This is a genomic window from Streptomyces sp. F001, from assembly GCF_004187715.1.
In the GTDB taxonomy this organism is placed as follows: Bacteria; Actinomycetota; Actinomycetes; order Streptomycetales; family Streptomycetaceae; genus Streptomyces; species Streptomyces flavusporus.
This window is the reverse complement of sequence record NZ_QZWF01000056.1, coordinates 1-12,858: the sequence shown is the minus strand read 5'-3', so window position 1 is coordinate 12,858 and position 12,858 is coordinate 1. Positions and strand designations below refer to the sequence as shown.

Annotated in this window: 12 protein-coding genes; 8 read left to right on the top strand and 4 right to left on the bottom strand. The window is 68.2% G+C overall.

The annotated features are described in order from the left end of the window. Window positions 1-365: 365 nt before the first annotated feature. Both StrepF001_RS42525 and StrepF001_RS42520 read left to right on the top strand, forming a co-directional pair. Window positions 366-2,192, top strand: a complete 1,827-nt coding sequence (locus tag StrepF001_RS42525; protein ID WP_129803435.1) for a reverse transcriptase/maturase family protein — start codon at window positions 366-368, stop codon at window positions 2,190-2,192. Continuing rightward, window positions 2,111-2,863: an IS5 family transposase gene (locus tag StrepF001_RS42520; protein WP_165396562.1), complete on the top strand. Its 753-nt coding sequence runs from the start codon at window positions 2,111-2,113 to the stop codon at window positions 2,861-2,863. Before StrepF001_RS42525 ends, StrepF001_RS42520 begins: the two co-directional genes overlap by 82 nt. On the opposite strand, the gene StrepF001_RS42515 is transcribed toward StrepF001_RS42520, so the two are convergent. Then, entirely contained in the window at window positions 2,820-3,353 is a 534-nt protein-coding gene (locus StrepF001_RS42515) for a hypothetical protein (protein ID WP_129803433.1), read from the bottom strand. The two genes, StrepF001_RS42520 and StrepF001_RS42515, sit on opposite strands and share 44 nt — an antisense overlap. Before the next feature lie 495 nt (window positions 3,354-3,848). Beyond that, on the bottom strand, window positions 3,849-4,394 hold the full coding sequence (locus StrepF001_RS42510) for a TetR/AcrR family transcriptional regulator (protein ID WP_240797965.1): 546 nt from the start codon (window positions 4,392-4,394) through the stop codon (window positions 3,849-3,851). Window positions 4,395-4,499: 105 nt separating this feature from the next. Here StrepF001_RS42510 and StrepF001_RS42505 point away from each other — a divergent pair, with 105 nt between their 5' ends. The 4 genes from StrepF001_RS42505 (at window position 4,500) to StrepF001_RS42490 (ending at window position 10,078) form a co-directional block, all read left to right on the top strand. Then, the gene (locus tag StrepF001_RS42505; RefSeq protein ID WP_129803431.1) at window positions 4,500-5,357 is read left to right on the top strand and encodes an alpha/beta hydrolase; all 858 of its coding nucleotides are present in this window, start codon (window positions 4,500-4,502) and stop codon (window positions 5,355-5,357) included. 148 nt (window positions 5,358-5,505) lie between these two features. Further along, window positions 5,506-6,201, top strand: a complete 696-nt coding sequence (locus StrepF001_RS42500) for a hypothetical protein (protein WP_240797964.1) — start codon at window positions 5,506-5,508, stop codon at window positions 6,199-6,201. Window positions 6,202-6,207: 6 nt separating this feature from the next. Beyond that, window positions 6,208-7,722, top strand: coding sequence for a DNA polymerase Y family protein (locus tag StrepF001_RS42495; protein ID WP_129803430.1), 1,515 nt, complete (start codon window positions 6,208-6,210; stop codon window positions 7,720-7,722). Beyond that, window positions 7,715-10,078, top strand: a complete 2,364-nt coding sequence (locus StrepF001_RS42490) for a PHP domain-containing protein (protein WP_129803429.1) — start codon at window positions 7,715-7,717, stop codon at window positions 10,076-10,078. Before StrepF001_RS42495 ends, StrepF001_RS42490 begins: the two co-directional genes overlap by 8 nt. Here the strand turns inward: StrepF001_RS42490 and StrepF001_RS42485 are convergent. Beyond that, complete coding sequence (locus StrepF001_RS42485; RefSeq protein ID WP_129803428.1) at window positions 10,033-10,251, bottom strand: PQQ-binding-like beta-propeller repeat protein; 219 nt, start codon at window positions 10,249-10,251, stop codon at window positions 10,033-10,035. The two genes, StrepF001_RS42490 and StrepF001_RS42485, sit on opposite strands and share 46 nt — an antisense overlap. Window positions 10,252-10,263: 12 nt before the next feature. Then, a complete protein-coding gene (locus StrepF001_RS42480) occupies window positions 10,264-10,356 on the bottom strand; it encodes a PQQ-binding-like beta-propeller repeat protein (RefSeq protein ID WP_165396560.1) in 93 nt (30 codons plus the stop codon). Window positions 10,357-10,812: 456 nt separating this feature from the next. On the opposite strand from StrepF001_RS42480, the gene StrepF001_RS42475 reads away from it, so the two are divergent. Beyond that, complete coding sequence (locus tag StrepF001_RS42475; RefSeq protein ID WP_129803426.1) at window positions 10,813-11,604, top strand: hypothetical protein; 792 nt, start codon at window positions 10,813-10,815, stop codon at window positions 11,602-11,604. Then, a partial coding sequence (locus StrepF001_RS42470; RefSeq protein WP_206307132.1) for a hypothetical protein occupies window positions 11,601-12,858 on the top strand: 1,258 nt, incomplete at its 3' end. The genes StrepF001_RS42475 and StrepF001_RS42470, both read left to right, overlap by 4 nt.

Genomic DNA, 12,858 nt, shown 5'->3' with positions numbered 1-12,858 from the left:
ATATGGCCAAGGCTGGATTGCTTGAAGCCCAATCTCCAGCGGCAAAAATAGAAACTCACCGGAACGATACCTGAAACCGGTGCCCTTTCCTTGCCGGGCTCTGAAGAACGGGTTCGGACGGCAACCTCCAAGGAGAGGGGCGTCGCCCAGTGAGGGCGGTCAAGGAGATGAGTGGGCGGCCTACGTCGTGCTCGATACGTACAGCGAAGACGTACCACGGGATCGCCTACGGGGCGCGAGCCCTACGGCGACGGAGTGCCCATAGTAGTCGCCGGAGTTACGACCGGCCGTGAAGTCCGGGAAAGCCGGAATGAGGGCGAAGGGGCACAGGTGAACTCGACGTCCAGTAAGGGGAGGTATGCGCAATGCAGAGCGCCGAAACGGTGCTGGACGTCATCCGGGAACGCGGCAGGCGAAGCCTGCCGTTGGAAAGGATCTACCGGCAACTGTTCAATCCGCAGCTCTTTCTGATGGCCTACGGGCGGATCTACCGGAACTCCGGTGCGATGACGCCTGGGGTCACCAGGGAGACCGTGGACGGCATGTCACGAGCGAAGATTGACACGATCATCGGCACACTGAGGTCGGAGTCGTATCGATGGACGCCCGTTAAGCGGGTCTATATCGACAAGAAAGGCGGTGCGAAGAAGAAGCGCCCGCTTGGCCTGCCGACGTGGTCGGACAAACTGGTCGCCGAGGTCGTACGTCTGTTATTGGAGGCGTACTACGACGTCCAATTCTCCGATCGCTCTCACGGGTTCCGCCCCAAGAGGGGCTGTCACACCGCGTTGCAGGACGTGGTGAAGTACTGGACCGGAACGCGCTGGTTCATCGAGGGAGATATCTCCGACTGCTTCGGCAGCCTGGACCACGAGGTCATGCTCACGATCCTCGGGGAGAAGATCCACGATGGCCGGTTCCTGCGGCTGATCCGGGCCATGCTCAGGGCCGGATACTTGGAAGACTGGCGGTGGAACGCCACACTGAGTGGGGCTCCCCAAGGCGGTGTGGCATCGCCCGTCCTCTCCAACATCTATCTCGACAGGCTCGATCAGTTCATTGAGCAGAAGCTGCTGCCGGAATACAACCGCGGCAGAAAACGGCGGCATCATCCCGAGTACCATCGGCTCGACAGCCGGATGTACTGGGCGAAGCGGCGCGGAGATCGCGCAGCAGTACGGCAACTCCGGCTCCAAATGCGGAACCTGCCGAGCAAAGACCCTTATGATCCAGGCTTTCGGCGCCTACGGTATGTCAGGTATGCCGACGACTGGCTGCTCGGTTTCGCTGGGCCCAAGCACGAAGCCGAGGAGATCAAGGCGCGGATCACGGAATTCCTACTGGATGAACTCCGGCTGGAACTCTCCGAATCCAAGACCCTGGTCACGCACGCCACCAGCCAGGCGGCGCGCTTCCTCGGCTACGAGGTGAAAGCCCAGCGATGCGACACGAAGCTCACGGGACCACGACGCTCAGTCAACGGTGCCATCGGGCTTTTCGTGCCACGCCAGGTAATCAGGCAGCGTTGTGCCTCCTACATGGGTGGCGGGAAACCGAAACTCCGTGGCGTGCTTCTCCACGACAGCGATTTCTCAATCGTGGCGACATACCAAGCCGAGTACCGGGGACTCGTGCAGTACTACCTTCTCGCCCAGGACGTCGCCCGCCTGAACCGCCTGCAATGGGTGATGGAGACGTCCATGCTCAAGACACTGGCATCGAAGCACAGATCGACCGTCACGAAGATGGCCCGCAAGTACAAGGCGACCATCGACACCCCGGACGGCCCTCGAAAATGCTTTGAAGTCATCGTCGAGCGCGGAGGTGAGAAAAAGGCACTGGTTGCCCGCTTCGGCGGCATCCCACTCAAACGGCAGCGCACAGCGGTAATGGCCGACCGAGAACCGTTGAAACCCAACAACATCAGCACCACCGAGTTGGTGAAGCGGCTCCTCGCGGACTGCTGCGAGATATGCGGATCAACGAGCCGGATTGAGGTCCATCACATCCGGAAACTCGCCGATCTCAAGCAACAGGGCCGAGCCGAGCGCCCCGCGTGGGTGAAGTTGATGGCAATGAGACGACGCAAGACCCTGGTCGTCTGCCGGCCTTGCCACGAGGACATCCACGCGGGAAGAGCGACCTCATCCACCCGGAAAAGATCACTGGAGAGCGGTGTGCTGGGAAACTAGCCCGCACCGTTCGGGAAGGGGCCGTCGGAAAAGGACCCGGGCCACGGGCACCTCGTCGGCGGCCTACTTCACTCCGCCGCTGGCGTGACCACGGCCTGGTCCAGGAGTTCCATGACCGGCTGCGCGGCCAGGTCCGCGAGAAGCTGGGCCGGAATACGGAGCCGACGGCCGGGGTGATCGACTCGCAGTCGGTCAAGGCGGACGCCGTCGTCGGCGCGGACAGCCGCGGCTTCGACGGCGGCAAGCAGATCAACGGGCGCAAGCGGCACGTCGTGGTCGACACCGTCGGCCTGCTGCTGGGCGTGATGGTCACCGCCGCGGACACCGGTGACCGCATCGCGGCCCGCGCGCTGCTGGGACAGGTCGCCGACGCCCACCACCGCCTCGCCCTGGTCTGGGCGGACGGCGGCTACACCGGCAGTTTCGTCGAGTACTGTCTGGCCGCGTTCTCGCTGGTCCTGGCGATCGTCAAACGCAGCGACGACATGCGCGGCTTCGTGGTCCTGCCCAAGCGGTGGATCGTCGAGCGCCTCTTCGCCCACCTGATGCGCACCCGCCGCCTGGTCCGCGACTTCGAGCGCCGCACCACGAGCGCCGAGGCGATGGTCTACTGGTCGATGAGCCTGCTCATGACCCGCCGCCTTGCCCGGCCGGGCCCTGCGCGAGCGTGAACCGGCCCGGCTGCTGCTCGGCCAGCCAGCCGCGGGCCACCAGACGTTTCGCCTTCGACCGAAGCGCCTCCACCCGAGCCGGCACCACGTCCATGCCGAAGGCGGCGGCCATCTCCTGGCAGGTCAGCGGCCCTTGATGAAGCCGGACCCGGTCCGCGAGTGCGTTAAGGATGCGCTGGTAGTCCGCCGACAGCACCGACCAGGCCAGCCCCTCACGCCACATGGGCACCTGCGACTTCGGCTTCGCCGCATCCCGAGGCACCGCCCGCGCATCCGCATCCTGCGGATCCGGGGCGACCTCCACGGCGGCGGTGCCGCCGTCCGGAGTCAGCACGGTATCGACCCGCCTGCGGGCGATCACCCACTCCTGCCACTCCCGCTCGGCCACGGCCAACTCGGCCTGGATGCGATCGGCCTCCTCCCGCAGCCCGTCGACGCGACGGCGAGCAGCGAGCTCGTGCTGTTCCAGCAGTCCGACAATCGACGGCATCCGTGACCTCCCGGGGAGCGACAGCACGACAGGCCACTACTCCCACCCGATCGCCGTCCCTACGCCCGACCAGCGGAAACGCAGTCCTCAAGCACGGAAAGACAACAGCTTCTTAGCGCAGGTGCGTGCAGCCCATAGATTCCGGGGACGCTGGTGAGGGCGCCCCAGCTGATCCCCCACCCACGCGGCCCGGCCAGCCCGCAACGGATCCGGCTCGCGGAAGACCTCCAGGAGCCTGCCGGTCAATCCCGGATCCGCGTACGCCCCCCGCGCTCTCACTCCACCCCTGACGACCAGCACGTTGTGCCACTCAAACTTCAGTGGCACAAACCTAATGATCATCAAGGTTCGCTGGCAATGCTCAAGGTTCGATGGCACAGGACATCGATCGTGGGGATGTGACTGAGCGCTTCTTCTGGCCAGTGAGCACCTCACTTGGCGAGTCCTGCGCTCAGTACCGACTCGCACTCGGGCCGCCCGTCTCGCTCGCCGGAGTCAGCCCTCACCTGCCTGCGCGACAGTTGTGCGCAGCAACTCGGCCATCGATCGGCCAGCCACCCGCAGCGGTTCCGGATCACGAGCAGCCCGGCTGAGCATAAACGCCCCCTCCAGCATCATGATCATCGAGCAGGCGAGCGCTCGCGCCGCCGGTGGGTCGACGACCCAACGGCCGAACCACTGCGCCGCGTCGTCGACCCACTCCTCGAAGACCTCTGCCGTCGCGGCCCTCAGCACCTCATTGCTGCTGGCAACCTCCAATGCCACCGTCCCGATCGGGCATGCGTCGGTGTATTCGGCCGCGGCAAGGTCGTCCGCAGCTGCCTCGAAGGCGTGCACGAGGGATTCGGCAGGGTCCGGCACACTGTCCAGCAGAGCCAACACCATTCGGCCGTACTCGGGTCCGGACGTGCGGATCATGTCCTCGGCCAGTTGCTGCTTGCCACCGGGGAAGAAGTGATAGATCGAGCCGAACGGCGCTTCTGCCTCTGTCGCGACCCGCTTGAGGCCGGTCGCTGAGTAGCCGTGGCGGCGGAACAGCATCGTGGCAGCACCCTGGATCCTGGCTCGCGTGTCCGATTGTCCCATTGCCCTCTACCCTTCCCACATCCAAGATTGCAGTAGAACAATCTATCAAATGGGGGTTTGATGCCGAGGATCGAGCTGTCGTCTGGACCGGTTGACTACCAGGACACCGGCGGTGAAGGGCCAGTGCTGGTGTTCGGCCACGGCATGCCGATGAACGAGACCCAGTGGCGCAAGGTGGTCCCGCTGTTGGACGGATACCGCTGTGTCCTGCCTACGCTGCCTCTCGGCGGTCACCGCCAGCCGATGAACCCGGATGCCGACCTGTCCCAGCGCGGTGTCGCCCGGCTCCTGGGTGAGTTCATCGAACGGCTCGGCCTGGACCAGGTGACCCTCGTCCTCAACGACTGGGGCGGGGGCCAGTTCCTGGTGTCGGAAGGGCGGGCCCAGCGGCTCGCGCGCCTGGTGCTGGTGGCCTGCGAGGCCTTCGACAACTTTCCCCCCGGACCCGCCAAGGCGATGGCCCAGGTATGCAGGGTCCCCGGCGGCGTCTGGCTCCTGACCCGACTCATGGGCATCCCTGCGTTCCGCCACAACCGGGCCGGATACGGTGGGATGAGCCTGCGCGGGATCCCCGACGAGATCATGGACGACTGGTTTGCTCCCGCCACCCGCAGCAGGGCCATTCGCAAAGACCTCGCCAAGTTCGCCACCGGAGCACCCGACCGCAAGACACTGCTGGCCTGGAGCGAGCGGCTGCGTGAATTCGACCGGCCCGTACTGGTCGTCTGGGCGACCCAGGACAGACTGATGCCGCGTGAGCACGGCCCCCGACTGGCCAAGTTGTACCCGCAGGGCCGGCTGATCGAGATCGCCGACTCGTCCACCCTCATCCCTGAGGACCAGCCCGAACGGCTTGCCGACGTGCTGACTGACTTTCTTGTCCAGAGCGGAGCAGAGCCGACCCGACACGCCGACTGAGTGCGAGGGCAGTAGGCGGAAACAGCCGCTACTGCCCATCGGCCAACTGAAGCGCTCACACTGGCCAACTGGGCTACTCAGTCACAGGGGACTTGCGACGGCACTCGCGCGGCCGACTTCATTCGAACTGATACTCGAATACCGTGTCATGGCTGCAAGACCGGTGGCGAACGCGCGAGCAGGTGGCGGCGCCGCCGAGTCGGCGTGCGCGTCGCCGCTCGGCGCCCTGCTGCCGGAGGGCCGAATCCGCCCCGGAACCGCGGTCAGCGCCGGAGGGGACATGCCGCTGCTGCTGGCGCTCGCCGCACACGCCTCCGCCGACGCCGCCGGCTGGGCGGCGGTGGGCCTGCCGCACATGGGGGCCATCGCCGCCCAGGCTGCAGGCCTCGACCTTGCGTGCGGAATGCTGATCGACGACCCGGGCCGCCAGTGGGCGCAGGTCCTGGCCACTGTGGCTGAAGCCGTTCCGGTGGTGTTGGTGGGCCCGCTCGGCACGGTGCCCGACCGGATCGCCCGCCGGCTGGCGGCCGTACTGCGGCGCAGCGAATCGGTGCTGCTGGCCGCCGACTCCTGGCAGGGTGCCGAGGTCCGGCTGCGCGTCGTCTCCGCCACCTGGGAGGGCGTGAGAGACGGACACGGCTTGCTGCGGGGACGCCGCGTGCGGGTGGCGGCCACCGGGCGCGGCTCGGCGGCCGCTTCGCGGTACGCCGAGATGTGGCTGCCCGGCCCCGACGGCCAAGTCGCCCCCATCCACCCCGACACGGGCCGCCCGCACGGCCTGGAGCCGGCGGCCGCAGCCACCGCGGCGCATCAGGAGCGTCCGGCCCTGCGCGTGGTGGAGTGACCCACGGTGGGCAGGATCATCGTCGGCTGGATCCCCGACTTCCCGGTCATCGCGGCTGGCACCCAGGAAGCTGAGCCGCTCGCGGTTGTCCACCGCGACGCCGTGGTGGCGTGCTCGGCGGCCGCCCGTCAGGCCGGAGTACGGCGACGTATGCGAGCGCGCGTGGCACAGGCCCGCTGCCCGCAGCTGCGCGTCGTCGAGCGCGACCTCGCCGCCGAGATCCGAGTGTTCGAGCCCGCCGTCCGCCATCTCGAAGGCACGGTCATGCCGAGCTTGGAGGTGATCCGCCCCGGGTTGATCGCCGCGCCCGCCCGCGGCCCCTCCCGCTACTGGGGCGGCGAGCAGCAGCTCGTCGACCGCCTCGTCGCCGCCCTGGCCGAGCTGGACCTGCCGGCCCGCGCAGGCATCGCCGACAGTGTCTTCACCGCGGCGCTCGCCGCCCGGACCGGGCAGATCGTGCCCCTCGGCGGCGACGCGGCCTGGCTGGCCCCCTACCCGGTCGGTGTCCTCGGCGTGCCGCGGCTGGCGGAGCTGCTGGAACGCCTGGGCATCCGCACGGTCGGCGCGTACGCCGCGCTGCCCGAGCACCAGGTGCTGGCCCGCTTCGGCGCTGACGGCATCGGCGCCCACCGCATCGCCCGCAGCCAGCACGACCGCCCGCTGTCCGCGCGGACGACCGCTGGCGAGAACGCCGTGGCGTATACCTTCGAACCGGCCGCACACCTCCTGGAGCCCGTCACGTTCGCGGCCAAGGCGAGCGCCGAGCAGCTCCACGGCCGGTTGGCCGAGGCTGGCGTCGTGTGCGCCCGAGTCGAAGCCGCAGTGGACCTCGCCGACGGCCGCACCCTGTCGCGGACCATCCGCCACGAAGGCCGGTTGTCCGCGCTGGCGGTGGCCGAGCGCGTGCGCGGCGTCCTGCAGGCCTGGGCCGATGCCGGCCTGCTCGAGGGCGGCGGCGAGCGGGGCATCGTCCGCCTGGTGCTGCGCCCGGAAGACCTCACGGCGGCCACGGGCCGCCAGAGCGCCCTGTTCGGGGAGCGCCACACTCCGGAGGAGATCGAGCGGGCCGCCGCCCGGGTGCAGGCGATGCTCGGCCACCAGGCGGTGGTCCGCGTCGAGCTCGGCGGCGGCCGTGGTCCGGGTGACCGGGTCCGCCTCATCCCGTTCGGCGACCTCGACACCGCAGCGCGCCCGGCCGCCGGGCCCTGGCCGGGGCGCCTGCCCGCCCCGCACCCCGCCAGTGTCTTCCCGCGCTGGCTGCCCGCCCAACTCACCGACAGCGGCGGGCAGCAGGTGACCGTCTCCGCACGCCTCGCCCTGTCCGCCCGTGTCGCCGTGGAGGAGGGCTACGGCGGGGCCGCGGTCGACGGGTGGGCCGGCCCGTGGCCCGTGCTGGAGCGGTGGTGGGATCGCGACCAGGCCCGCCGGATCGCCCGGATGCAGATCGCGGCCGCCGACGGCCGCGCTTGGCTGCTGGTGATCGAACACGGCCGCTGGTGGGCGGAGGCCCACTATGGCTGAGCACAGTGCCCGCGTGCTGCAGCTGCCCACGCCCCACCACAGGTCCCCTGAGCAGGACGCCGAGGACGAGCCGGGCTGGGCCGAACTCCACGTCCACAGCGCCTTCAGTTTCTTGCAGGGCGCCTGCCAGCCGGACGGGCTCGTCGCCGAGGCGCTCCGCCTGGGCATCACGGTGCTTGCCGTCACCGACCGGGACGGCCTCTATGCCGCCCGCCGCCTGGCCGAGGCCGCGCGGCTGGCCGGGATCGGCACCGTGTACGGCGCCGAACTCACCCTGAGCGACCCCGAACTGGGCAACCCCGTGGTCCTGGCCCGCACCCTGGAAGGCTTCCGCCTGCTGTCGGCGGCGATCAGCGCCGCCCAGCTGGCCGGCGCCAAAAACGCCCCGGTCTACGACCTCAGCGCGCTGTCCGCGGCCGCGAGCAGCGGACAATGGGCGGTGCTCCCCGGCTGCCCCGCCCCCGACGCCGAGCGGCGCGACATCGCCACGGTCGCCCACCGCCTTCAGCGGCTGACCGACCTCTTCGGCACCAGCACCGTGCACGCCGAGCTCGTCGACCACGCACTGCCGGAAGACTCCGTCGCAGACGACGTCACCGTCGTCGCCGCCCGCCGCGTCGGTGTCCCCGTCGTGGCGACCGGGGCCGTCCACTACGCCGCCCCTCGCCAGGCCCGCCTCGCCCAGGCACTCGCCGCGCTGCGCCGCCGCGAAACCCTCGACCGTGCCGCCGGCCACCTCATGCCTGCACCGACCGCGCACCTGCGCAGTTACGCGGAGATGCAACGCCGCCTGGCCCGCCACCCCGGCGTCTTGGAGACCACCCTCGAGCTGGGCCGCGCCTGCGTCATCGACCTCGATGAACTCCGGCCCCAGCTGCCGGGCTTTCCCAACCCGGACGGATTCACAGAGGACTCCTGGCTGCGCTATCTCGCCGAGCGGGCCTGCACCGCCCGCTACGGCGACCGGGACACCCCGGACTCCGAGACACGTGCGGCGTGGAGGCAGCTCGACCACGAGCTCGGCGTCATCGGTGAGTTGGGCATGGCCGGCTACTTCTTGATCGTTCACGACATCGTCCAGTACGCGGTCGGCCGCGGCATCTGGTGCCAGGGGCGTGGCTCCGCGGCCAGCAGCGTGGTCTGCTACGTCCTGGCCATCACCGCCGTCGACGCGCTCAAGCACGGGCTGCTCTTCGAGCGCTTCCTGTCCCTGGAGAAGGCGGGCCCGCCCGACATCGACCTCGACATCGAGGCCGGGCGCCGCGAGGAGGTCATCCAGTACGTCTACACCCGCTACGGACGCCGACACGCCGCCAACGTGATCACGTATCAGCCCAGGCTCGCCACGCACGACGCGGCAAGAGTCCTGAACTACCCCGCCGCGCAGATCCGGGAGATGACCCGGCACATCCATCACGCCCCGCCCGGCCCCGACGTCGACCTGCCGCCGGACGTACGCGAGCTCGCCGCCCAGCTGCACACCCTGCCGCGGCACCTGGGCGTGCACTCCGGCGGCATGGTGCTGACCCGCCAGCCGATCGGCGAGGTCATGCCCACCGAGTGGGCCACCGCCGAGGGCCGCTCGATCCTGCAGGGCGACAAGGACGATGTCGCTGCCGCCGGCCTCATCAAGATCGACCTGCTCGGGCTGGGCATGCTCTCCGCCCTGCACACCGCCTGCGACCTGATCCACGAGCACTACGGGGTCCGGCTCGACCTCGCCTCCATCCCCCAGGACGCCCCGGACGTCTACCGCATGATCGCGCGCGGGGACACCATCGGCGTCTTCCAGGTCGATTCTGTGTCAACTCTGCATGTGTTGGAGCTGCACTGGCCCTGCCCGAGCCGTCGGCGCATCGCCGACCTGTGCCAGATGGGTACGCGATCCTTGACGGCTACGGGCTGCAGTGCTCCCGGCTCCGATGGATCAGCAATCGTCGCAGAGCACATCGTCGACGCGGCACAGGCACACACGGGCGATGAGAGTCTCGGTGTGGTCTGGGCCCAGTGGGCGGCGCCGGGGATGGGATGCGGCTGCTGCGGCAGCGCCAACCTGCTTGATCACCTGCTGTTGTTCGAGAGATTCCTGAGCGAGCGGCGCACGTCGCTTCCGGAGATCGACCTGGACGTGGAGTCTGCGCGGCAGCTGGAGGTCTACGACCGGATCTTCGAACGGTTCGGGCGGGAGCAGGTCGCGGTCGCCGGCATTCCCGAGATCTACCGGGCCTTCGCCCTGCGGACGCAGCCTCGCGTTCGCGCTCGCCAGTGGCGCCGAAGCCGCGGCGACCCCGGGAGCCTTCTTCATAACGGTCATGCCGATGCCTCGGTGGCGGCGTCCAGGGCGTACACCCGATGATCGATGCTGCCGATATAGACGATTCCGTCGGCCACCGTCGGCGATGACCACACCACGTCGCCGGTCTCATAGGTCCAGCGGACGTTTCCGCTCGCGGCATTCAGGGCGTAGATCCGGCCGTCGCCGCTGCCGATGTAAACGATTCCGTTGGCCACTGCCGGCGATGAGTGCACCGCGCCACCGGTCTAGTAGCTCCAGCAGATGGGGTTTCCGGTGGTGCCGTCCAGGGCGTAGACGCGGTGATCCCAGCTGCCGATGTAGACGGTTCCCTCGATCACGCTGTTGACGACTTCAAGCAGCCGCCGGTCTCATAGGTCCAGTGAGTCTCATTGGCTCTCAGGTGCAGCCTCGTGCCATGGAGCACTACGAGGGCACTGGCTGGAAATCCGCTGAGTTGCGGAACGTGGACTTCCGTGCTGCGCTGGAAGCGTGAGTCGGCGGTGTCCCATGGATAGGGCAGGCGTCCGAGACAGCAGTCGCGCGATCCACCTTCCAAACGCACGGGTTTGGCGAGGTTCCGGGTCGAACTCCGTAGTCCTACCCTGGCTGCGTACCCGTCCATCGGACGGCAGGGGCATGGGGGGCTCATGACGTGGGAGAAGGACAGTCTTCACGGGGGATCAGGAAACGATGGCCGCATGTCGGCCACAGCGAGGCGTGACAATACACTGTCCACGGGTCCAGCTGTGTGCAACGGTCCGGCGCTGCTGAACGTTCGGCAGCGCGGGGGCGCTTTGGCGCTCCTCGAAGCCGAGGAAGTCGATCCGAATACGCCGAGGTTCGACCTTTTGCCCGGTGAGAAGGTTACCCGTGGCCCCGGCGACCCAGATGAAGGGGCTCGCTGGCGTCGATTGTTGGACCGGCTCCGCGGCTATCGGCGGGAATCTGTGCTGTTTGATCAAGCACCGGTATGGCTGCCCCTGTTCGACCTTGTTGCGCCGGAGGGCGGCAGAGCGGCAATGTGCTACCGACGGCGTGCCACAGCGTCGGCGGGGGCCGAATTGGGCATCCTTGGTTCGGGATTCGGCAGTGCCATCTCGGCCACGCTGGAACGTGGCCTGGAGATCGAGACGTCGGACACCCCCCTCCGTCTCGCCGTTGGCGTGCGTCTCACCGCCGTTAGGTATGTCAGCAGCCGCGGCCGTCCCGACCTGGTGCGTGTCGATGTGTCCACGGACCAACAGCAGACACAGGTGGTGCAGGCTGAGGCTCCGGCATTGCCGAACCCTCCCGGACCGCCTGACTGCACGGTTCTGGAGACGATCAGCCTCTCCGAGGCGCCTCGTGCCGAGCCATACTCCTGGACAGGACGCAGCGAGCGCACTGTGAGCTGGGACGTCTCGCTGGGCGCAGAGCTGCCCGGGCTGTCCGTGGCCCCGAAGCTGACTTTGGCCATCGAGGGTGCGGAGGAATTCGAAGTGACGCTCGACCTGCCTTTCGGCTCCGACTGGATGCTGTGCACCATGCGTGGCGTCTCGCCTATCGCGCCGCTCACCTACCGGCTTGCGCCGCAAACCGCCTCGTGACGTCCGCCGACAGGCTCGGGACCACGGCGCAGTTCGACGCCGTGCTGCACTCGTTCCTCATCGGGGCCCCACCCCCCGTGGCTACCTCCGATGTGACGGATCGCGCTGCCGAGGTGGCGCTGCTCAACTTGCAGGCTCAGCCCTTGAGACAGGCAGTGTCCACGAGCAATCCGGATCCGGACGTGGCCGCGGACCTCGTCGCGGTTCGCGAGCGGCAGGCTGCCCTCATTCCCGAAGACTCCCAATTCGCTGCTGGCTCCCTGCACGACGTTGTTTTCGCCGCGTATCAACTGCACGTGGCCACCGGAAGCCGCGAGGCATTGGACAGCGCGGTCGCCGCCGGGCGCCGCGGCGTGCAACTGCTCGACACAGGCTTGCCGGCCAGCCGCGCCGTCGTTTTCGGGCTTCGCACATACCTGGCGCTCGCACTTGGGCAATTGGGTGAACTGACGGACGATGCCGCTCTGGGCGATGAAGCTCTGGCCGTGAGTGCTGATGCGGTGTCGCTTGTCGCAGACCGCAATGATGCGGCACTCGTGGCCCTGTCTCGGGCGACGGCCTATCTGATACGGGCAAGCGCCGGAAGTGGGCAGGATGCGCTTGACGCGCTCGGCCAGGCGGCTGAGGCGGCGGACGCCGGTGTACCCGAGTACCACGTAATGGCGCTCGGCGCGCTCGGTTACGCACTGCTTTACCTTGCGCCCCATCTGCTGCCGCCACCCGAACCCGGGCATGGCCTTGGCGGCTTGTTGCACTCGGCAGCAGGGGACTCATCGGATGCAGGAGCTCACGTCGAGCAGGCTCACGGGGATGCCGATCAGGCGGTCACCCAGCTGGATGCATACCGAGATGCTGTGCGCGCTTTTACCGAGGCCGCTGGGTTGGCGCCGGGTGGCACGGATACCGCTCGGCGCATCAACGCGGGCTTGGCCACTGCTCAGGCACGTCTCGCCAGCGTGACGTATCAGCTCGATTCCCCGTCCACGAGCTCGATACGTGCGGTCTCCACGAACGACCTGATCCTGCTCAACGCCGCCATCGACGCATTGAGCAACGCGGTCGAGGTCAGCAAGGCCGAAGGACGTTCCGCGGCAGCAGAGTTCAATGCGCTAGCCGGAGCACTGCGTGACCGAGCCATGCTGTTTTCCGACCCGGCTGGCATGCGCGAGGCGCTGTCCGCCCAGCGGAGCGCTGTAGCGGAAGCAGAGCCTGATGGTCTTGATGCGGTGAACCGCCCCGGTTCGAATGGAGACT

What these genes read in the sequence shown, in the direction of transcription:
- StrepF001_RS42525 (WP_129803435.1), top strand. Translation starts at nt 366, where the DNA reads ATGCAGAGCGCCGAAACGGTGCTGGACGTCATCCGGGAACGCGGCAGG.
- StrepF001_RS42515 (WP_129803433.1), bottom strand. Translation starts at nt 3,353, where the DNA reads ATGCCGTCGATTGTCGGACTGCTGGAACAGCACGAGCTCGCTGCTCGC.
- StrepF001_RS42510 (WP_240797965.1), bottom strand. Translation starts at nt 4,394, where the DNA reads ATGCTGTTCCGCCGCCACGGCTACTCAGCGACCGGCCTCAAGCGGGTC.
- StrepF001_RS42505 (WP_129803431.1), top strand. Translation starts at nt 4,500, where the DNA reads ATGCCGAGGATCGAGCTGTCGTCTGGACCGGTTGACTACCAGGACACC.
- StrepF001_RS42500 (WP_240797964.1), top strand. Translation starts at nt 5,506, where the DNA reads ATGGCTGCAAGACCGGTGGCGAACGCGCGAGCAGGTGGCGGCGCCGCC.
- StrepF001_RS42490 (WP_129803429.1), top strand. Translation starts at nt 7,715, where the DNA reads ATGGCTGAGCACAGTGCCCGCGTGCTGCAGCTGCCCACGCCCCACCAC.